This window comes from Chloroflexota bacterium (assembly GCA_016219275.1).
Classification (GTDB): domain Bacteria; phylum Chloroflexota; class Anaerolineae; order UBA4142; family UBA4142; genus JACRBM01.
The window spans coordinates 19,676-42,256 of sequence record JACRBM010000085.1 but is presented as its reverse complement, the minus strand read 5'-3'; the positions used below and the strand labels follow the sequence as shown (position 1 = coordinate 42,256).

At 57.8% G+C, this 22,581-nt stretch carries 12 protein-coding genes and 1 pseudogene; 2 read left to right on the top strand and 11 right to left on the bottom strand.

Annotation, left to right across the window (positions count from 1 at the left end; translation table 11 throughout):
• Nucleotides 1-9: 9 nt before the first annotated feature.
• The 11 genes and pseudogenes from HY868_22735 to ruvB all read right to left on the bottom strand — a co-directional run bounded on the left by HY868_22735 (nt 10) and on the right by ruvB (nt 15,645).
• Nucleotides 10-2,592, bottom strand: coding sequence for an HlyD family efflux transporter periplasmic adaptor subunit (locus HY868_22735; GenBank protein ID MBI5304966.1), 2,583 nt, complete (start codon nt 2,590-2,592; stop codon nt 10-12).
• A 7-nt stretch (nt 2,593-2,599) separates the two neighbouring features.
• Nucleotides 2,600-3,592, bottom strand: a complete 993-nt coding sequence (locus tag HY868_22730; protein MBI5304965.1) for an ABC transporter ATP-binding protein — start codon at nt 3,590-3,592, stop codon at nt 2,600-2,602.
• Nucleotides 3,582-4,526, bottom strand: a complete 945-nt coding sequence (locus tag HY868_22725; GenBank protein ID MBI5304964.1) for an ABC transporter ATP-binding protein — start codon at nt 4,524-4,526, stop codon at nt 3,582-3,584. Before HY868_22725 ends, HY868_22730 begins: the two co-directional genes overlap by 11 nt.
• 43 nt (nt 4,527-4,569) lie before the next feature.
• The gene (locus HY868_22720) at nt 4,570-6,789 is read right to left on the bottom strand and encodes a PD40 domain-containing protein (GenBank protein MBI5304963.1); all 2,220 of its coding nucleotides are present in this window, start codon (nt 6,787-6,789) and stop codon (nt 4,570-4,572) included.
• On the bottom strand, nt 6,789-9,164 hold the full coding sequence (locus HY868_22715) for a hypothetical protein (GenBank protein ID MBI5304962.1): 2,376 nt from the start codon (nt 9,162-9,164) through the stop codon (nt 6,789-6,791). The genes HY868_22720 and HY868_22715 overlap by 1 nt, the downstream gene beginning before the upstream one ends.
• Nucleotides 9,161-11,122 carry a hypothetical protein gene (locus HY868_22710; GenBank protein MBI5304961.1) on the bottom strand — a complete coding sequence of 654 codons (1,962 nt, stop codon included), beginning with the start codon at nt 11,120-11,122 and terminating at the stop codon, nt 9,161-9,163. Before HY868_22710 ends, HY868_22715 begins: the two co-directional genes overlap by 4 nt.
• A complete protein-coding gene (locus HY868_22705; protein MBI5304960.1) occupies nt 11,119-11,916 on the bottom strand; it encodes a methyltransferase domain-containing protein in 798 nt (265 codons plus the stop codon). Before HY868_22705 ends, HY868_22710 begins: the two co-directional genes overlap by 4 nt.
• A complete protein-coding gene (locus HY868_22700; GenBank protein MBI5304959.1) occupies nt 11,913-13,817 on the bottom strand; it encodes a glycosyltransferase family 39 protein in 1,905 nt (634 codons plus the stop codon). The genes HY868_22705 and HY868_22700 overlap by 4 nt, the downstream gene beginning before the upstream one ends.
• An 83-nt stretch (nt 13,818-13,900) precedes the next feature.
• Complete coding sequence (locus tag HY868_22695; GenBank protein MBI5304958.1) at nt 13,901-14,251, bottom strand: hypothetical protein; 351 nt, start codon at nt 14,249-14,251, stop codon at nt 13,901-13,903.
• Nucleotides 14,248-14,538 (bottom strand): annotated as a pseudogene (locus HY868_22690) (hypothetical protein). Before HY868_22690 ends, HY868_22695 begins: the two are co-directional and overlap by 4 nt.
• Before the next feature lie 63 nt (nt 14,539-14,601).
• Entirely contained in the window at nt 14,602-15,645 is a 1,044-nt protein-coding gene (gene ruvB, locus HY868_22685) for a Holliday junction branch migration DNA helicase RuvB (GenBank protein MBI5304957.1), read from the bottom strand.
• A 274-nt stretch (nt 15,646-15,919) separates the two neighbouring features.
• Here ruvB and HY868_22680 point away from each other — a divergent pair, with 274 nt between their 5' ends.
• Together HY868_22680 and HY868_22675 are read left to right on the top strand one after the other, a co-directional pair.
• A complete protein-coding gene (locus HY868_22680; GenBank protein ID MBI5304956.1) occupies nt 15,920-20,563 on the top strand; it encodes a PAS domain S-box protein in 4,644 nt (1,547 codons plus the stop codon).
• A 26-nt stretch (nt 20,564-20,589) separates the two neighbouring features.
• Entirely contained in the window at nt 20,590-22,572 is a 1,983-nt protein-coding gene (locus HY868_22675) for a diguanylate cyclase (GenBank protein MBI5304955.1), read from the top strand.
• Nucleotides 22,573-22,581 lie beyond the last annotated feature (9 nt).

Sequence of the window (22,581 nt, the reverse complement as noted above, 5' to 3'; positions counted from 1 at the left end):
ACAAGGAGACTACCTGCCTCCCAACATCGCGTCCGCCGGCAACCCGGCTTTCAATTCGCCGTTTGGATTCGCGACGGCGACACGCACGGCGAACACCATCTCGGAACGTTCCTGGCTGTTGTAAATGTTCGCCGGTTTGAATTCACCTTCGGACGCGATGAACGCCACTTGTCCCGCGAACGTTTTACCCGGCAAACTCGGCGTCTGCACGCGCGCGGCTTGACCAGTTTTCACCGCGGTGATTGTTTGAATCGGTATATAAATCGTCAGCTCTAATTCGCGCGTGTCCGCGAGGAGTAGCAATGCCGACCCAGGTCGCACGGTTTCGCCGACCTCGACACTGCGCCCGACAATCGTCCCGGCGAACGGCGTGGTGAGTATCGTGCGTTTGACTTGCGCTTGCGCGAGTTTCAACCCGGCTTGCGCCGCACGTACTTTCGCGTCCGCGAGCGCGACCTGTTCTGTCTGCGCGCCGCGTTGCGTGATCGCGCGTTCGGCTTGCGCGGTGTCCAGACCGGCTTGCGCTTGCTTGACCTGATTGAGCGCCGCGTTGTGCGCCGCGCGCAGTTCGAGCGGATTCGCGATCACGCTGCGATACAATTCGACGACGCGCGCGTTGCCCTGCGCGTTGATTTTCGCCGCGCGTAAATTTGCTTCGGCGGCGAGTTGTTGCTTGAGCGCCATCGCGGTGCGCGTCTTGCCACTGAACGATTGATCGCGTTGAATCACTTCGACCTGGCTTTTGACCGACGCGAGCGTCGCTTCGGCGCGCGTGATGTCGCCCTGGGACGCGCTTGCTCGACTCTCGGCGGTGTGCAGTTGCGTCAAAAGTTCTTGCGGGTTCTTGAGCGCGCGCTCCGCGTCCGCCGACGCGGCTTGCGCGGACGCGAGTTCGGCTTGCGCTTGTGCGACCGCCGCATCGGCGAGCGCGAGCGCACCGGGGCGCGCTTTTTCGTTTACCTGATCGAGATTCGCTTGCGCGGTCCGCACGACCGCTTCGGCTTCGGTGACGCTCGCACGCGCGGTTGTGTTGTCCAATTCGACGAGTGTATCGCCGGCGTTCGCCGTGTCGGCGCGCTGTACGCGCACTCGCATCACTTTGCCGACGATCTCCGGCGCGATGCGCGTCTGTTTGTTTTCGAGCGTGCCGGAAAAGGTGAGCGGCGCATCGCGCGCGATGAGCGATGGCAGTGCAATCCCGTTCGAGGGTGTGCCGTTGAACGCGACCGTCGCTGGCATCCCCGCTTTCAATTGTCCGCTCGCATCCTTGACGGTCATCTCGACGGTGACGAGTTGCGCGTTGCGTTCGCTATCGGTTTGCGATTGTCGCCCGGAAAATTCCGCGCGGTCGGCGATGAACGTCACCGCGCCGGTCGTCGTTTGATTTTTCGCTTCGGGCATGACAATATTCGCTGTTTGATTCAGTTTGATTTGCGCGAGTGTGGACATGGGCACGAACACGCGCAATTTCAAATCGCCCGCGACGGTGAGCCGCGCAACCGGCGTGGTCGCCGCGATAACTTCACCCGCGCGATACAACACGCGCGTCACCGTGCCGGCTTTCGGCGCGGCAATCGTGTGCCGCGCCAGGTCTTGATCGAGCGCGCTCCGCGCGGCGCGCGCTTGGTCGAGCGCAGCGCGCGCAACTTGCACTTGCGCCGGACTCGCGCCCTCGCGCAAAACATCAAGCGCCGCTTGCGCGGCTTGCAACGCCGCGTTCGCGCGATCACGTGTGGCGCGCGCCTGGTTCACGCGCGTATCGAGTGCGACCGAGTTGGTGATTTGCTCGGACACGTCTTTGAGTGCGGCGTTCGCGCCGTCGAGATTCGCTTGCGCTTGCGTCACCGCGCCCCACGCTTGCCACGCGTCGTTGCCGGCGCGCGTCCACTCGCGCTGCGCGAAATCGAGTTTCTGCGTCGGCGTGTCAAAATGCAATACCGCGCCGTTCGGCAAACGCATGTCCGTGCCCGCCCACATTCCGCGCACCGTCTCTTCCCAGAACGCGTGCTCCAAGTCCGCGGCTTGCGCTTGCTGCGCCGCGGCGATGAGTTGTTCTTGCGCGGCTTGCGCGCGTTGCTCGGCTTGCGCTCGCGCGATCAATAACACCTGTGGATTCGCGCGAATCGCTTCGGTGTCGGTGAGCGCCTGGGTCGCGGTGACGAGCGCGGCGCGCGCTTGGGCGATGCGCGCCTCGGCGCGACGAATCTCTTCGTTGCGCGTGCCGGCTTCGAGGAGCGCGACCTGGGCTTGCGCGGCGGCGACGTTTGCATCCGCCATCTCGATTCGCAATTTGATGATTTCATCGTCGAGCGTCAACAGCGTTTGCCCGGCTTGGACGATCTCGCCTTCTTTCGCCGCGACATTCGCGATGCGCCCGCCAACTTCAGACGAAATTTCAACTGTTTCGCCAATCAAAAAACCGGTAAAAGTTTCCGTACCATTGGTCGCGATACTGGGTGCGGCTTGGCAAGCCGTAAACACAATTAGCAAAAACGAGAGCATGACCGCAGACGGCAGACGGCAGACCGCCGATTGAATTGCGGTCAGCGGTCGGCGGTCGGCGGTCGCCCAGATCAAATTCACAAATTTCATTTCCAATCTAACCCTTGGCTCTGGCAATAAACACATCTTCGAGCGACGGTGGAATCACGCCGATACTGTTGATGGTCACCTGCGCGTCGCGCAACGCGTTTTCGATGATCGGCTGTTGCGTCGCGACATCGTGTGCGACGATGTGAACGAGACTGCCGTACAGCGCGACCTCATCCAGGTTTTCGATTTTGCGTAGCACGTTGAGCGCCTGCCCCGATGGTTCGCAATCAATTTCGATGACGTGCCCGCGCATCTGTTTCGCTTTGATGTCGCTCGGCGTGCCGGTCGCAACGAGGCGTCCTTCATGAATAAATGCAAGGCGATGGCATTGTTCCGCTTCGTCCATGTAATGTGTCGTCACGAAAATCGTCGTGCCTTGCGCGGCGAGGCGATAGAGCAGTCGCCAAAAATCGCGGCGACTCACCGGGTCTACGCCCGCGGTCGGTTCGTCGAGAAACAAGAGTTGCGGTTCGTGCAAAATGGCGACGGCGAGCGCGAGCCGTTGCTTGAAACCACCGGCGAGGTGCGCGGTCACTTTGTGTTCACAGCCCGCCAGCCCGGACAACTCGAGTGCGCTTTGACGACGCGCCTCCAATTCCTTGCCCCATACGCGATACGCGCGTCCGTAGAAATTCAGATTCTCGATCACGTTCAGATCGGTGTACAAACTAAATTTCTGCGACACGTACCCGACACGACTGCGAATCGCTTCGGCGTGTCGCGCGATATCGTACCCCAGGACGGACGCGGTACCGCTCGTCGGATGCAAGAGACCCAGCAACATTTTGATCGTCGTCGTCTTGCCCGATCCGTTCGGACCGAGAAAACCAAAAATCTCGCCGCGCGCGACCGTGAACGAAATCTGGTTCACCGCGGTGAATTTGCCGAACTTGCGCGTAAGGTTGTTTACGACGATAGCATCGTTTTGAATTGACAACGCGAAATCCAATCCGCCAAAGGATGAGGGATGAGGGATGAAGAATGAAATTTCATCCTTCATCCCTCATCCTCCCGCCTTCCTGAGCGATCAGCGAAATAAACGCTTCCTGCAAATGCGGCGCGGTGGGACGAACCTGGGTTACGTGCGCGCCGGCGGCGTTCAACGCGTTTTCGATTTCGCGCGCGCGGCGTGACGCATCGTCCACGAACACATGCAAGCGGTCGCCGTAGACCTGGACTTCGAACACGCCTTCGAGTTTTTGCGCGAGCGGTTCCGCGATTTGCAGATCGCTCGTCACGACTGCGAGCAAATCGCCCTGGACGAGTTGGCGCAACGCCGCGGGCGTACCCTCGCGAATAATCTCGCCGCGGTACATCAAGCCGACGCGCGCGCAACGCTCGGCTTCGTCAAGATACGCGGTGCTAATAAAAATCGTGACGCCTTCGATGTGCAAGTCGCTGAGAATGTCCCAGAACTCGCGGCGCGAGATCGGGTCTACGCCGTTCGTCGGCTCGTCGAGGAACAAGACCCTGGGACGATGAATCAGCGCGCACGCGAGACCCAGTTTTTTCTTCATGCCGCCGGAGAGCACGCCCGCGTCGCGCTCCTGGAATTGTTCGAGCCGCGCGAAACGCAAGAGCCGCGCGATGCGCTCAGCGCGTTCTGGACCGCGCACGCCGAAAATGTCCGCGTAGAATTCGATATTCTCGCGCACCGACAGATCGCCGTACAGCGAAAAGCGTTGCGACATGTAGCCGACTTGTGCGCGCAACCGTTCGGCTTGACGCGCCGTGTCCAAGCCGCTCACGCGCGCCACGCCCGCGCTCGGCTTCATCACGCCGGCGAGCATCCGAATCGTCGTCGTCTTGCCCGCGCCGTCGGGACCAATCAGTCCGTAGATTTCGCCGGGCGCGATGTCGAGATTCACGCCGCGCACCGCGTCGTTTTTGTGAAAGCGTTTCGATAATTGTTCGGCTTGAATTTGACCCAGCATGTTGCGAATGGCGAATGGCGAATTACGAATTACCAATTACGAATTATTTACTGGTCGCGAGTTTTTGAAAGGCGAGTCCGGTCGCGGTAATTTTGCCCGCGCGCATTTGTTGGCTTGCCGCGAGGTCGGTGAGTTGCGCGAGGTCTGGTTGCGCGAGATTCGGACGCGTCGTGTCGTAATCGAGATACGCGAAAAAATAGTTGGGCTGTGCGAACGCGAGAAACTCGATGCGATTCTGCCGCGCGAATTGTGCGCTCACGTTGATAAATTTCGCGTCGAGCGTTTGCCAGAACGCGAACGCGTCAGGCGCGCCGGTTTTGGCAAGCCACGCCTCGCCGATGACGATATGTTTATTATTCGCGCGCGCCGTCTCCGCGAACTCGAGCAAACGCGTCAGTCCATCGCGATTCGCCGCGTTGATGTGGATGTCAATATAGTCCACGCTGGGAATTTTGGCAAGCGCCTGAATGTACGCCGGATCATCGCCGTTGCCCGTCCCTGCGCCGATCCAAACGTTGCGATGATCCACGATGCCCAGAATAAAATTGATGTGCTCGATAAAACTCGTCAATGGGATGGACAAGCCGGTGATTTTTGCTTCGGTCGCCGGTTCGTTGGCGAGCGTGAGATAATCGGGCTGAATCTCGCGCACAATCGCCGCGATGTGCTCGCGTTTGACTTGCTTGTATTTTTCGAGCGAGGGCGGGCGATAATCCGCGCGCGGCAGACTCGCGTTGACGAGCAGAGTCATTTTGCGCCGCCGAATTTCCTGGGCGAGGCGTTTGTAGAACGCGGCATACTCGCGCGTGCGCGCAAATTCGACCGAGAGGACCGGATAGCCAATCGTAATTTGCACGCCGCGCGCGCCGAGCGTCTGCAACGCGTCCAGGTACGCAAGCGCATTCTGGTACGTGCGGTTGGTCAATAAATCGTCGCCGCGACTCGAGTGCGCCGGGAGCAGTTCCGCTGCCAGGACGAGCGGCGTCGCGGCGATCCTGGGTTGCGCGTCGAGCCGCGCCGCGAATTCGTCGAGCCGCGCGTTCAGTTCGGCGGCGAGTGATTGATACTCGCGCGGGACTGTCGTCGCGGATGCGCCGGCCGGATTTTGTTCGCGCTGAGTCAAATCGAGCGCGACGAGGAGTGTGTGGATTTTTTGTGACGAGTCTGGGTACGCGAGCGTCAACACAATTTTTTTACCATCAGGACTGGACGCGCTATTCGCGACGGTGACGCGTGTTGCCTTGGCGACATTGTTCTGAAACCAATCGTAATCCGCCGTGCCGGGTTGATTGAAAAATGTTACGCGTTGCTGGTTCGAGCCATCGCGTTCCATTGTCCAGAGTTCGGTCCGCAGATCGTTCTGCCACGCGCGCACATCGGAGATCGCGACGCGCAAGTCGGCGCTCGATATCCATGCAATCATTTTTTCGTCGGGTGTGTAATGCGCGTCCGCATCCCAGTCGTCGCGCGAATCCGTCAACTGTTCGAGTTCGCCGGTCGCAATCGTGTACTCGAAAATATCGAGTCCGTTGACCGACTGACCGTGCGATAAATTGCCGGACAATAAAATCGCGCGTCCGTCGCGCGACCAATCGTTCACGGCGATAAACGCGTGTTGCTCGCCCAGTTGCGCGCGGACAATGTTTTTTATTTTCGGCGCGTTGTTCTCGACGACGAAATCCGCGATCGTGATTGTCCACTCGCCCCACGCCAGTTGGCGCGAGGAATCGGTTTTGCCCAGCGATTCGGTCCACGCGAGCTGCTTGCCGTCGCGCGAGAATCGCGGATGACCCATCGCGCGTGGCGCGCGTGAATCGGTCGGCAAATCGGTCAACTTCCATACCTGGCTGCCGTCCGCTTGCATCGCCCAGAGATTCGAGTTCAGCGCGGTGCTGGGATGCGCCAGATCTGGGATCACGGCGTCGCGCACGTCGTCGTTCGCGGCGACGAACGCGATAAAATCATTCTGGGGGCGCGGCGCGATGCCGACGCGATTTCGTCGCGAAAAATTTCGATTGCAGGTCAAGCACCGTTTGTCGCGTCCGTCCGGCTGGCTCGTCCAAATATCGAGGTACCCATCGGACGCGCGTTTCGCGTACGCGAGTATTTTGCCGTCGCGCGACCACGCCACGTCTTGCGCGTCGGTGTCGAGGATGGCGAGCGACGAACTGGAAACCAATTGGGGAACGAGCGTGGGTAGAGGACGCGCGCACGCGACGAGGGCGAGGAAAAGAACGAACGGAAAAAAGAGTTGACGTGCCATTATTTACGTTTGACCATCGCGTTGAGCGTACTCAACACGACGATAAACACCGTGATGCCAGTGAGAATGATACCGATTCTCACCGACCACGGCTCGAACACAAACTCGACTTGCTGCGCGCCGGCGCGCACGGGCACCGCGCTGAGCGCGATGTTCGCGCGCAAGATTTTCATTTCGATGCCGTCCACGAACGCGCGCCAGCCGGGATAGTAATAGTTTTCGCTCAACACGAGCACGCCATCCGCCGGCGCGTTCACGATCACGCGCACGCGCTCCGGCGTGATACGCTGAAAATCCGCCGCGTGCGCGACCTCACCCCCTGCCCCTCTCCTATCAGGAGAGGGGAGTGGGAATGGCGACGCATCGGCGATGTACGCCACGTACCACGGATCGAACGCGTCGCTCGACATCGCGGCAAGTACTTGATCGTCATTCGAGTTTTGAATCGCGAACGGCGCGAACCAGGCGCGCGGCATCGCGTTGTCCAGTTCGAGCAAATGTGTTTTTCCATCCAGCGCGATCGCTCGCGTGTTCGCAAACCCAGGTCGTTCGGTGAGCAGGAAACGCACATTGAGCAGTGGATAGATTTTTTCTTCCGGCAAATTATCGCGCAGAACATCGTACGCCGCGATGCGAAGCGGACTGATGCCGCCGATTTCGTCCAAGCGATGCGCGATGCCAAAGTGACCCGGTTGCGTCGCTTCGTCCACAACGCGAAAGATGCCGGGCGTGTTGCGAATCGTTTCGATTAGCGATGTGACCGGAAAGCGCGGTGCGGTGCTCGCGTTGTACGCGGTGTTGTTGATGCTGAACAGATCAAACACAAGCAAAACCAACGTGAGCGCGGCAAACAGACCAGCTTGCTTTAGCGGGCTTGAACTGGTTGAGGCGTGCGATTTATCGCTTGACCGAATGCGCCACGCGATCAATGCGGTCGCGAGTGTGAACAGCAACGCCATCAACGCCGCGCGGTCGCCGAGAAACGCGACGCGACCGGATTGCCGCACGGTGCCGGAAAGGTAGAGCGTGAACACGAACATCAGACTGATCGTGATGCCGGCGGGCAAGAGTGCCCACGCGCGGCGCGCGCGTTTCACATCGGGCGACGCCTGCATTAGGTCGCGCATTCCGTACCCCGCGAGCATCGCCAGCGCGAAACTCACGACGAGCGCGAGGCGTTCTTGTCCGCGAAAGAGCGCGAATCCCGGCGCGAATAAATAGAACAGCGCGTAGCCGAACGCGTAAAATCCAAACGCGACGATGAGCGAACCGACCGCGAGCCATGCCCAATAGTTTTTCGCGCGCTCGCCGCGCTCGCGCGCGAAGAGCGCGAACAACGCGAGCCACAAGGGTAGAACACCGACGTAAAGCGGCGACTGAAATGCACTGATGAATCCCGGCAAAATCATTTGGATGGGATCGAGCGTCGGAAAACCGCGCGATGCTTCCGCCCAGCCGATTGCCGCGCGCGTCGAAATCATTTGGTACTCGAGCGTCGGAACCCATTGCGCGGCGGAGATGCCGGCGGCGATGAGGAGGGTGAGCGCGAAGTGTAATACATGATGCGTAATTGGTAATTGGTAATTCGTTATTAGGTTTGTCGAGTCCGAATTTTGAATTTTGAAATTTGAATTCTGAATTACGACGCGCCACACAAAATAGATGACACACGCGTACGCGACGAACAGAAATGTTTGCGGATGACCGGCGAGCGCGGCGATGCCGAGCGTGACGCCGGCGGCGATGAAATCGAATGGGACGCGGACGAGCGCGGATGAACGCGGATTTTCTATTTTATCTGTGTGCATCTGTGTTAGTCTGTGGCTAAAACCGGTTTCTAAGAAATAAAGCGTCAACGGTAGCCAGGTCGCGGTTTCGAGGATGGCGAGTTGTTGCGGCGGATATGACGTGAGATAGCCGCTGAACATGAACGTGAGCGCGCTGACGAGCGCGGCGATGCGATGGCTCAACAGTCGTTGCGCGAACAAAAACGTGAACGCGCCGGCGAGAATGAAATGCAGAATCGCTTCCAGTTCCAAATCGAGGAGCGTGAAATGTTCGCCGCGCAGTGCGACGACGATCAGCGTCCAGACCAGACTCACCGGATAAAACACTGCGCTCTGCACGTCCGCGAGAAAGGGATGCCCGCTGTTGAAATTCTCCGACCAGAGCGGCAAGCGTCCTTGCGCGAACGCGCGCGCCGCGTACACGCGAAACATCCAGAACTGATCGGTGAAATCGCCGGGCGGAAACGCGGCGCGGTCTTCCAGGCGCGGCGTGATGATGCGCCAAAAGAAAAGCAGGACCAGCGCGGCGAGGAACGCGAGCGCGAGGAGATTGGCGAATGGCGAATGGCGAATGGCGAATTGTTTCATTGCGAAATCGTGATTTGCGTTAGCGTGACACGATCATTCGGTTGGCGAACATTGTTTGCATCGAAGACGGGCACGCGCGCGAGCGTCGCGGAATCGTACATGCCGACGAGGATCGTGAATGTTCCCATCGCGTCCACTTGCAGATCGTACGCGTCCACGATCAACTCGCCGGGTTGCCACGCGCTTGTCGGATACGTGCCGCGCACCGGCGCGCTGTCCTGTTGCGCGACGACGCGTTCGTTCGCATCGGCGAGATGCGCAAAGACGGTGAGATCGGTCGCGATTTTTTGCGCGACGCGCCAATACAGTACGACATGCAAATTGCGTGCACCCTCGATGCGATAACCGACGAGCGTCGCGTTGCCGAGGCGCGCGTTGATCGGGATGATTTTCGGCTCAAACTCGCGCAGTGTCAAATATAACTGCGGACGAAAAACCGAGATGCGCGTTTCGAGTTCGCGGTCGGCATAGCGCGATATCAAGTTCTCGATGACGTGATCCGGATCCCACCAGTCCGGCTGCGCGGGGATGAACCAGATGCGCCGATACTCGGTCATCACGCGCCGCAAGGTTTTCGCGTCGTCGGGCGTCGGCTGAAAATCCTTGGGGAGCGTCATCACCGGCGCACTGCCGCGCTGATAATAAATCGCAGACATTTCGGTGAAATTCTGAATGACGATATCGCCGGGTTGTTGGCGCGCCGCGATGAATTGCGCGAGCGCGCGCCAGTCCGGCGCTTTGGCATACGCGGGATCACAGTAATAGTTGGCGAGCGCGAAGGCGGAGGTGGCGAGGAAAAAGATAACACCTGCCGCGTAAACTAATTTGGTAATTGGTAATCGGTACTTGATGATTTGCGCGAGTCCGATGGCAAAGACGAGATAGTACGCCGGCGCAATCGCGTTGAGGTAACGTTCGAGAAAAAGCGGGCGTCCGATGGAAATCGCAAAGAGCGCGAGCGTGGGAATCGCGATCCAAAGGAATAGAAACGCGGCGCGGGCGCGATCATGCCGCGCGACGGAAATCAAAATCGCAACGAGCGCGAGCGCGAGCGGCAACCACACAATCGTTTTGAGCGCGTCGGGAACCGTGTCGCTCACGACAAATGTCGCAATCGTGCGACTGAACTGTTCCCAGAGCGGCACGCCGCCGTACGCGCTGCCTTCGCCGTACGTCGCGACGCGATTCGTGCCGAACAAGACCCAGGGCGCGTACACGAGCACCAGTGCGACCTGCGCGATTGCCCAGCGCGCAACCGTCTTCCATCGTCGAGCGAGCACCGCGAACAGAAACACGAACGCGTTTTCGGCGATGAGGATGAACGTGTCGTAATAGTGCGTGTAGAGACTCGCGGCGGTGAACAAGAAATAAAATAACAAATTCAAAATGACAATTGAGAAATAAGGTGATCTGGCTTGTGAAGTTCGATTTCCAACCTCCAATTTCCAACTTCCAATTTCCAATCTCCACCAACGCCAGAAAAAAATCAGCGCGGCGAGACTCAGCGAGGGCCACAGCGTGTAATTGCGAACATCCTGGGAATGCCAAATTTGGTACGGATTAATCGCGATGAGCATAGCGGCAAATAGAGCAACCGATCTCCAATTTCCATTATTTCCGTTTTGCGTTGAAAGCAGACGCGAGGGAAATAAAGTAAACATCTCACACACCAGCCGGTACAACAACGGCACGCACAGCACGCCAAAGAACACGGAAAAATAACGCGTCGCGAATTCGCTTGCGCCAGCCACCGCGACCCAGGCGCGCAACAGCAAATAGTACAGCGGCGGATTCGGTTCGATGAAACGAATGCCGCGCCACAAACCTTCCCAGGTGCGCTGAACGAAAATGACCGTGAACGATTCATCGCCGCGGAGCGAAACAAAATCGAGGCGATACACGCGGAGGATGAACGCAACCAGGGTGATGAGAATGACAAGCCAGAGTGTTTTTTTCATGCAAGGATAGTCGGTCGTCTGCCGTCGTCGGTTGCTCTGCGCGCAATCGCGATGATAGATAATCCGAACGGCAAATCCACGCGCGCGGCGAGGCGCGCTTCGGCGCGATACAACGCGGCGAGCGACGCGTTGACGACGCCCGGCAAATTCATCTGCAAATCCGATTGCACCGCGTTGCCATTGGTCAGCGCACGCCGACGAATCAAGCGTTCGATCATCACCACGGGCAAGAGCAACGTGTTGACGTGCAAGACGCGTTCGACGCGGAAACCGGCGCGCTCCAATTTTGCGCGCGTCATCCGCGCGGTATAACGCCGTTGATGTCCCACCGCGACATCGTGCGCGCTCCACAGCCATTGATACGCCGGCAGTTGGACGATCAAGCGCGCGCCCGGCTTGAGCACGCGCCCGATCTCGGTGAATGTGCCCACGTCGTCCATGATGTTGCAAATTACGTCGAAGGAGACGGCGAGATCGAAGAACTGCGCGGGAAACGGCAAATCGGTGACGGACGCGATGAACGCGCGGTCGCGTGGAATGCCGCGGGCGTGACAAAACTGGAGCGCCTGTTCCGAAATGTCAATCCCGATCGCGCATCCGTACTCCTGGAGCATTTGCAAATTCGCGCCGGTGCCGCAGCCCGCGTCGAGGATGCGCGCGTCGCGCGGCGGCGCGTACCGCGCGAGCAAATCGCGCAAGAGCGCGCGCAGACCGCGATACCACCAGTACCCGTCTTCGATTTCAAACATCACCCGGTATTCCTCCGGGCGCATCAACATGTCCGTATGATTCATGGTGTAATCTGTGTTTCGCCGAGCGCGACCACATCGCCGAGTGGGTTGCCGGTCGCGGCGTGGTACGGCACGACCTGCCAGCGATAAATCCCAGGTTGCGTCGTCATCGCGATTTCGCGCGCGTCAACGACGATCTGTTTGGTTTGCCACGTCGAACTGCCGGCGCGATTGCCAAGCGGGATCGCGTCCCACTGCGCGACCAGCGCGCCGCTGGCATCGGCGAGACGCAACGAAATCGCGTAATCTTCCCCGACCGGTTCATCAATCTGCCAGAACAGTTTTACCGCGATGCGCGACCCAGGTTTGATCGCGCTGGGTGCATCGAATCCGCGCAAGCGCAAATGCCCATCGAACGCGAGATCGAGCGCGTGCGGGATGTCGCGCGAATTCGCGGTGGGAAACTCGCGCGTGTAAAGCGCGAGCGTGATTTTCGTGCTCGTGCCGCGCGCGTGCGCTTGGTCGAGCAAGACGCCCTCCTGTTGCAACAATTTTTCGATGCGACTGTCCGGATCGTCGAAGGGCGCGTGCATCTCAAGATACCACACGCGCGCGTGTTGCGTCAACGCATCGCGCACTGCCGCGCGGTCGGCAGCGGGCGAAGGTACGTTGTCCGCGCGCAGAATCGGTAACGTGATGATCGGGACAATATCATCCGCATAGTAATGAAACAATTCTTCGGTGTGCGGCGAGTTGAGAATGAGCACATCGTCGCTGTAGACGCGCTCGCGCAAATCTTGCGCCCACGCGCGATGATCGTCCTTGCCCCAGCGCGGATCGAAATAGAGATTGTTGAGCGACGGAATCGCGCCGAGCAAAAAAATTGCGAATGCGGGTATGGCAAGAATTTTCCAGCGCGATGAAATCGCCGCGATACCTGCCGCGACGCCGAGGTAAAACGCCGGGCTGATCGCGATGAAATAGCGCGAGTTTTGGTACAGCGGGCGCGCGAGTTGCGCGATGAGAAGCGTGAGGATGGGGAGCGCGAGATACGCCAGAAGCGAAATTCGCAATTCGCAATTCGCAATTCGTAATTTTGAATTTGCAAACACGATTCCGATTACAAGCAATGCCAGTATCGCCCCGTCAATCCACGCCGCTTGCGCCGCGTCCATCGTGATGCCGACGCTGAACGAGTTGAGCAAATCGCGCAGGATGATGTCGAGCGCGACAATCGTCGGTCCGCTGTTTACGTTGTTTGCCGCGCCGCGCAGAACGATCGGCAAAAGAAAAATGATCGAGGTGCTGGGAATCGCCGGGAGCAAAATCCACGCGCGGCGTTTTTCATCGCGCCAAATGGTGAGCGTGATGAGCGCGACATGAAACGGCAAAAGAAACCCGGCATAGTAATGCGTGTAGAGCGATGCGATGGTGGCGAGGATGTAAAGAATGAGCCAGGGTGATGCGGGGTGCGTTAATCGTAATTCGTAATTCGTCATTCGTAATTCAAGCGCGCGAGCGAGCGCGTAAATGGCGAGCGTACTGAAGAAGAGCACGAGTGCGTACGGGCGCGCTTCCTGCGCGTACCACACGTAGAACGGCGACAGCGCGGCAAGGAACGCGGCGATGCGTGCGACGCGCAAATCGAACCATCGTTTACCAAGCGCGTAAATCAGCGGCACAGTCGCAACGTTCGCGGCGAGCGAAAGAAAACGGAGCGCAAATTCGCTGATGCCGAACGCGCGGACAAGGAAATGTTGAATCACAAAGTACAGCGGCGGCATCAGGTCGGTCGTGACGACAGACTGGATGACGATGGTGTTCGCGAGAATCGTCGCGAGGTCGCGCGTGGCGCGGTACACAGTGAGCGATTCGTCCCACCACAGCGCCTGCGTGTCGAGGCGATACGCGCGGAGCGCGAACGCGAGCAGGGTGATGAGCAAAATGGGAAGGCGATCTTTCATTGCGCGGGCATTATACCGCGAGTGGGGATGAAGGCAAAAGTCAGTAGGCAGTGAACAGTGGGGAAAGGTTTAGGATTCAGTGTTTAGCAAGCCGGACATTTCGAGTACCTCATCCGACCATTGCTGGGCTTGCTCGGCGAGTTGTGCGCGCGAGACAGGGTCGTTCTGTGCGTCGTGCCAAATCCAGAACCAGTAAGTCCACGCTGGATGTTCACCAATTTTTCAGCATCTTCAACGCGTGCGTCGTTTGCAATCAAATCCGGCACACTCCATTCAACGAAGAAGCGACTTTCTTCAAATAGACTTGAAACTACTGGAGCAGATTTGGGATTTCTCGAAAACGAAACGATTCTAGCCAAATCCGCGGCTAATCCGCCAAGACGGGTCGGCAACTCGTCTTGCATGTAACGTTCATGGATGTGTGAACCGATCATCTTGCTCCCTCAAATACCCAACGGACAATGGCTTCAACCGGTTGCCGAATTTCCGGATCTTGAATCATCATCTTGCGATTATTTTGACGCGGGCGAATGTTGATCATTGCCTCCAATCTAACTTCTTGGGCGAACGGATCCCAATCAGCTCCCCAGATGTTTTCCTGGCGACTGCCATCTTCAAGTAGGATCTTCTCTGCGTCGGCATGGAGTACACCACCGCCAGCAACAACATGATGTTCGATATCCACCTCCAATTTGATTTAGGTTTTCAGGGTTGTAAGCATTTCTGCTACTTGTTCGGGTGTAGCTTTGTCCTGAAGGTAGAGAATAGCCACACAGTCCTCCTATTAACTCCGTTCATGGTCAATGTTCATGCGCAATTGTTGTGTCTTGGGATACTCATTTTGTTTTCCCAAATGTTCATACGCCGCTTCCATTGCGACGCGACCTCGCGTGGTGCGATCAATAAAGCCGAGTTGAATCAAGTACGGTTCGTACACATCCATGATCGTATCAGCATCTTCGCTGATGGCTGCTGCAATAGTCTCCAACCCAACCGGTCCACCCTTGAATTTCTCAATGATAGCTAACAACACCTTGCGGTCAATGTCATCAAGCCCTTTTTCATCCACTTCGAGCATTTTCAACGCGTCGTTCGCAACGGACTGGGTGATGTTGCCGTCCGCGCGCACCTGGGCGAAATCGCGCACGCGCTTGAGCAGACGATTCGCAACGCGGGGCGTGCCGCGCGCGCGCCGCGCGATTTCGGTGACGCCGCCCGTGTCAATCGCGACGCCGAGAATGCCGGCGGAACGATGCACAATCGTTTCCATCGCGTTCAGGTCGTAGAAATCGAGGCGATACACCGCGCCGAACCGGTCGCGCAGCGGCGCGGACATCATCGCATAGCGCGTCGTCGCACCGATGAGCGTAAAGCGCGGCATCTTCAATCGAATGCTGCGCGCGCTCGGTCCTTTGCCGATGATGATGTCGAGCGAAAAATCTTCCATCGCCGAGTACAGCACTTCTTCGACCGGGCGACCGAGGCGATGTACTTCGTCAATAAACAACACATCGCCCGCGCGCAAGTTCGTTAGAATCGCGGCGAGATCGCCGGGACGCTCGATCGCGGGACCCGAGGTGGTCTTGATCGAAACTTGCATCTCGTTCGCGATGATGTTGGCAAGCGTGGTTTTGCCAAGCCCGGGCGGACCGTACAGCAAAACGTGATCAATCGCTTCCTCGCGCGCCTTGGCTGCCGCGACCAGGATTTTTAGATTCTGCTTGACCTTGTCCTGCCCGATGTACTCGTCAATGCGTTTGGGGCGGAGCGACAGTTCGAACTTGCCGTCATCTTCGGTTGGTTTGGGAGAAACAACGCGATCTGTCATTGAAACCTCTGTTCGCATTATACCAAAGATTGGGGAATGCGTGAAGCGAGCGAATTGATCCAGGCACTTTGTTTTTTTTAGCGGAACGTGTTACACTAGGAGCGTCTGCTCCTAGACCCAGGTTGATGGTGTTTCGTTTTTACTGCAAGTGCGAACTGTGTTCACAGATTAGGACATCCATTCGCAGAATCACATCGTCGGGCTTGACAAAGCGCCTGTCACTAATCGTACACACGGTTGGTCATAGGCGCTTGTTGTTAGGGGAGAGGTCGCGATGTCCAAGTTTTCGCTTGATCGTCTGTCCACGCGTTTCCGTTTCGTCGCGCGCGCGGGGCGCTGGCTGATCGAACCCGCGCCGGTTATCCGTGACCTAGAGCAACGCTGGCGGATGCGCTTGCTTTCCATCGTGCTGTTGTTGAGCGCGACCTTGGCGTTCCTGCTTATCGTTGGCGACTTTTCTCGATTCGGATTATTTTCCCCCCAGGCGCTTGTCGGGACCGAGACTCCCCTGATTGATGGAATCGTTCTGATCGCGCTCGTGATGGCGTATATCTTGAATCGCACGCGCTACTATAGACTTGCTCCGATGCTCGCGGTCGGAACTGGCTTTACGTGGTCTTTTATCTCTGCGCTAGTCTTTCCCCAGCATGCGCTCGCTTTTGCGACGTTGTTCGTGAATGTCCTGGTCTCTAGTCTCTTGTTCTCATGGCGCGGAATCGGCGCCGTGTTTTTTATCTCACTTGCCGGCGCACTGGCGTTACCCATCGTTTCCCCATCCTGGTCATGGTACGCCGTGTTCGAGGAATTGTATGAGACGACGGCGGCAGGGCTGGTGATCCTAATTACTGCGTGGACGCGCGACCGCCGCTTGAAAGAGATTGATCGGCAGGCGCAGGCGGTCGCACGTTCCAACGCGTTCATCACCGCGTTGAGCCAGGTCGCCGCGCGCATTGCCGCGCCACACGATCCCGCGCAAATGCTGGAAATGGTCGGACGCGAGCTCGCTCAGTTGGACCTGCGGTTCAGCATCAACCGACTGGATCAGGCAGCCGGCGTTTTTGTCGAACACTATCTCTCGCTCGATCCCGCTTTGATTGATCAGGCAGAACAAGTCCTGGGGCAAAAATTACGTGGTTTGCGCGTGCCGCTGGATTGCTGGCCCAATACTGAAATCCTCAGGACCCAGCGCCCCTTTATCACGTATGACACAGCGCGAGTGGCGAGTTCTTTGCTGGGCGGTGAAATTCCGCCATGGGCGATGGAAAAACTAGATCAATTGTTTGGCGCGAGCAAAAATACTTTGCTGGTTTATCTCCCACTGGTCAGCGACGAGCGAGTGATCGGAACGATGATGGTGTGGAGCCGCAGTTTACGCGAAGAGGATGTTCCCGCGCTGTGGACGTTGGCAAACCAGGTTGCGATCGCTTTGGAAAAAGCGCGTTTGATCGTGGCGGAACAGGCGCAGGTTGCCGAACTAGTGCGGACCGGCGAGCGGTTGCAACGCGAGTTGGCGGCGCATCAGCAAACCGCCGTCGCGTTTGAGGAGAGTGAACAACGGTATCGCCAATTGGTCGAGCGCGCACCCGATCTCATCGCAGTTCACTGCGAAGGCAAATTCGTCTACATCAACCCGGCAGGCGCGCAACTTTTCGGCGCGACGAGCGAGCGCCAGATCGTGGGGATGCCGATCATGGATGTTGTGCCGGAACCGTTTCAGCCCATCGTGCGCGAGCGGGTGCGGTTGATTCAAGAGCAGGGTCAACAATCGCCCTTGATAGAGATGCCCTTGCGACGACTCGACGGCGAATTCATCTATGTCGAAACGACCGGCATTCCCATCAAACACGCCGGCAAGCCCGCCACCCAGGTGATCATGCGCGATATCACCGAACGCAAACGCATCGAAGAAACCTTGCGGCGGCACGCGCTCGTTTTTGAAAACATGCACGATGGCGTCTTGATGATGGACGCGCAAGGGCGCATTTTGGATTTGAATCCCAGCGCCGAGCACATCTTTGGTTTTTCAAAAACCGACGTCCTGGGTCGGTCGGCGACCAGACTGACCAGTGCGCAGATCGCCGATGCGCCGTTCGCGGCGGTGGTCGGCGATGCGTTGAAAAATTTCGGCAGATGGTCTGGCGAAGTCGCCTTCGCGCGCGCCGATGGAACGTCGGGAATTGGCGGAGTGTCCATCGTCGCGCTCAAAGAGGCGGAGGGTAAACCGAACATGCTCATCGGGATCATCCGCGACATCACCGAGCGCAAACAGATGGAACAGGAAATCCAAACGCAACGCGACTTTGCCTTGCAGGTGATGAATACGATGGGGCAAGGTTTAACGGTCACCGGCGCGGATGGTCGGTTCGAGTACATCAACGCGGCGTACGCCCACATGGTGGGGCGTGAACCGCAAGACTTGATCGGAAAGCAGCCGATGGATTTGGCAGAGCCGCCCGATCAAGCCATTCTCGCGCAGCAGCGCGCGTACCGGCAGCAAGGCAAGACGTCAAGTTACGAAACTTGGCTCAAGCACGCGAATGGCACTCTGGTGCCGGTCCTGATTACCGGCGCGCCGCGCTGGCAAGCCGGCAATGTGAGCGGCGCAATCGCCGTCATCACCGATCTAACCGAGCGCCAATACGCGGAACAAGCCCTGCGGATGAGCGAGGAAAAATATCGCGCGATCGTCGAAGACCAGACCGAGTTACTGTGCCGGTGGTTACCCAACGGCACGCTGACCTTTGTGAACGGCGCGTATTGCCGCTACTTTGGCAAAACGCGCGCGGAACTTGTCGGACACAGTTTTATGCCGCTGATTCCGGAAGAAGACCGCGACAATGTTCAGCAACAGTTTTCGCTCCTCAGCGTCACTCACCCGGTTATCACGATTGAACATCGGGTGATTTTTCCGAGCGGCGAAATCCGCTGGCAACAGTGGACCAATCACTTGATCGCCGATCAACATGGCAACGTCGTGGAATATCAGTCGGTCGGGCGTGACATCACCGAACGCAAATTGGCGGACGAAGCGCGGCTCGCCGCCGAACGCAAGTTTCACAGTCTGGTCGAACAATCGTCGGATGGCGTTGTTCTCGTGGATGATCACGGCATCGTGGTCGAATGGAACCAAAGTCAAGAACGCATCTATGGGCTGGAACGCGAACAAGTCGTGGGCAAGCCGATCTGGGATATTCAACATCAGGTCATGTTGCCGGAACGGAGAACAGATGACGCGTATCGCCGGTTTAAGGAAATGATCGAACGCATTCTGGTCGCGGGTCAAGCGCCATGGTTCCATCAAACGTTCGAAATCCAAGTCCAGAGCATTACGGGGGAACAGCGCACTGTCGAATCGGTCTACTTTCCCATTGAGACTCACCAAGGTTATTGGCTGGGAAGTTTAGCGCGCGACATTACCGAGCGCAAACGCGCGGAACTGGCGTTGCGAGAATCCAACGAAAAATATCGCAGTCTAGTGGAAAGTATGGACAGCGTAGTTGCCGTTGTAGATATGCAAGGGCAATTTTTGTACGTGAACGAACTGGGCGCGCGGCAATTGGGATTCGATCCGCCCAGCATCGTCGGCAAAAATATGTTCGATTTGTTTCCAGAGTCGGTCGCGGCGCTCCAAGTGCAAGCGGTTCAAGGAGTGCTCGCGAGCGACAAGGGCATCGTCATCGAGTCGCCGACGATTGTGCAAGGCGAGGAACATTGGCACCGCACCAGTATTCAACCCATTCACGATGAGCGCGGCAGACCGTTGCAAGCGCTCGTGAATACGATGGACATTTCTAAAATTAGAGAGGCACAGAAAACGCTTGAAGAGATCAACCGCATATTGGAACTGCGCGTCGCCGAGCGCACCGCCGAACTGCAAGCCGCGAATCGCACGTTGCGCGAGAGCGAGGAAAAGTTCGGGTTGATCGCGGAAACGATTGACGAAGTGTTTTGGATGTCCGACCTTCAAGGTAAACAGATCTTTTACGTCAGCCCGGCGTACAAACACGTGTGGGGGCGCACCCTGGCAAGTCTGTACGAGAATCCCGGTTCGTTCATCGAAGCGATTTATCCAGAGGACCGCGAGCGCGTGACGGCGAATTTGACTGTTCGACTAACCAGCCAGCCCTTCGACCACGAGTATCGCATCGTGCGACCCGACGGGACGCTCCGGTGGATTTGGGAACGCGGCTTTCCAGCGCGCCCTCAATCAAACCACGAGTTGCTTTACGTCGGCGTCGCGCAAGACATTACCGCGCGTAAACTCGCCGAAGCCACCGTCGAACAATCGCTCCGCGAAAAAGAAGCGTTGCTCAAAGAAGTGCATCACCGCGTCAAGAACAACTTGCAGGTGATTTCCAGTATGCTCAACTTGCAAGCGGGGAGTGTGTCCAATCCGGAGTTTGTGAATATCGTGCAAAACAGCCAAAGCCGCATTGATTCGATCGCGCTCATTCACGAAAAACTGTACCGCTCTTTCGATCTCTCGCGGATTGATTTTCGGGATTACCTGGACGATCTCAGCACCAGTCTCTACAGCATGTACTATCCCGCCGCCGGCGTGCGGTTGGAGAAAGACCTGCCCGAAATTTATTTTGGGATTGATACCGCCATCCCATTGGGTTTGATCGTCAACGAGATCATGTCCAATTCGCTCAAGTACGCGTTTCGGAATTCCGATCAATTGGATCGGCGAATCTATTTGTCGCTGCAAGTCAAACCGGACGGCGCGTATACGCTCGTCATCGGCGATAACGGAGTGGGCTTGCCCGCCGGCTTGGATTATCGGCAATCGCCCTCGCTGGGATTGCAACTGGTGCTGACGTTGGTCGAGCAATTGGGCGGCGTCATCGAACTGCGCGGCGAAGGCGGAACGGAATATCAGATCACGTTCCGCGAGGTCAAATACAAACCCAGGTAGTTGTTTTTTTCTAATCGAAGGTGAATATGCAACCGATACGAATTCTCGTCGTCGAAGACGAAAACATCGTCGCCAAGGATCTGCAAACACGTTTGCAACGTTTGGGCTATGCGGTCCCCGCCATCGTCGCCACCGGTGAAGACGCCATCCAACGCGCCGCCGAGTTGCATCCCGACTTGATCTTGATGGACATTGTGTTGAAAGGGGAGATGGATGGCATTCAAGCCGCCGCTGAAATCTTTGCGCGCTTTGGCACGCCGGTGATTTTTCTCACCGCGTATGGCGATGAAGATTACGTGCAACGCGCGCGCGATCTCCAGCCGCTCGGCTATATCCTCAAGCCATTCAAGGAACGCGAACTGCACGCGGTGATCCAAGCCGGGTTGTATCGCCGGCACATCGAATTGCAACTGAAAGAGAGCGAAGAAAAGTATCGCCGCATTGTCGAGACCGCGCAGGAGGGAATTTGGATCGTGGATGCCGCCGGCAATACGTCTTTTGTCAACCGTAAAATGGCGGAGATGCTGGGCTATTCGGTTGAGGAGATGCTGGGCGCGCCATCGCGCGACTTGACGGACGCAGACGGTCACGCCGGTCTCATCGCGCCGGCAGCGCCGAACGAGGCGGACGGAGCCGAACAGCGCGAGGTCAAGCTTCGCCGCAAAGACGGTGTGAACTATTTGTGGGCGCTCGTCGCGGCGAGTCCCATCACGGACGGCGGCGGCAATCACACCGGCACGCTGGCGATGGTGATGGATATCACCGACCGCAAAGCCGCGGATGAGCAACTGCGTCACGCGCGCGACGCGTTGGAACTGCGCGTCCAAGAACGCACCGCCGCGCTCGCCAAAGCGAACGAAGCGCTGCAAGCCGTCGTGGTCGAGCGCAAACTGATGGAAAAAGAGTTGGAGCAGGCATCGGACAGACTCAAAGTGTGGGTCGCCAAGTTGGAACAACGCAATCATGAAATCACGCTCCTCAATGAATTGGGTGACTTGCTCCAAAGTTGTCGCGCCGAGCCGGAAGCATACGAGGTCATCGCCCGCTTTGCGCAAAAATTGTTTCCCCAGGTCTCGGGCGCGATCAACATCATCAGCGCGTCGCGCAACTATGTCGAATCGGTCGCGGTGTGGGGCGTATCGTCGCCGCAAGTGTTCTCGCCAAGCGATTGTTGGGCGTTGCGTCGCGGGCAGGCGCATGTCGTGAATGATTTGAGCATTGACCCGCTGTGCCCGTTGTGCCATCATCTCAAAACGACTACGCCAGTCAACTATATGTGCGTGCCGATGGCGGCGCAAGGCGAAGCGATCGGCGTGTTACATCTAAGTTTTGAATCCCATACACATCATCAAACTGAAACCGACTCCGCCCTTGCCCTAGCAGAGCGCAAAAGTCTTGCCATCGCGATGGGCGAACACATCGGCTTGGCGTTGGCGAATCTCAATCTACGCGAAAGTTTGCGGAACCAGGCGATTCACGATCTTCTGACCGGGTTGTTCAATCGGCGTTACATGGAAGAAACGCTCGAACGTGAATTGCGCCGCGCGGCGCGACGCAACGCGGGAGTGGGCACGATCATGCTCGATCTGGATCATTTCAAAAATTTCAATGACGCGCATGGACATGCGATGGGGGACCGCATCCTGCATCAAGTCGGCGTGTTTCTGCGCCAACACGCGCGTGTCGAAGATATCGCCTGTCGCTATGGCGGCGAAGAATTTGTGGTGATTATGCCGGAAACCAACCTGGCGGTGACTGTTCGTCGGGCAGAGGAGCTTCGCGCCGGCATCCGCGAATTGAGCGTCCAACATTTGGGCGAGGTTCTGTCGGGGGTAACGGTCTCGCTGGGGGTCGCAATCTTTCCGGAACATGGCGCAACCGCCGCGGAGATCATTCAATCTGCCGACGCGGCGTTGTATCGCGCCAAACACGAAGGACGCGATCGCGTGGTCGTTGCGCGACCACCCAGTTCAGTCGTGGACGAAAATTCCACGCCGACTAAAGATTGATGCGATTTG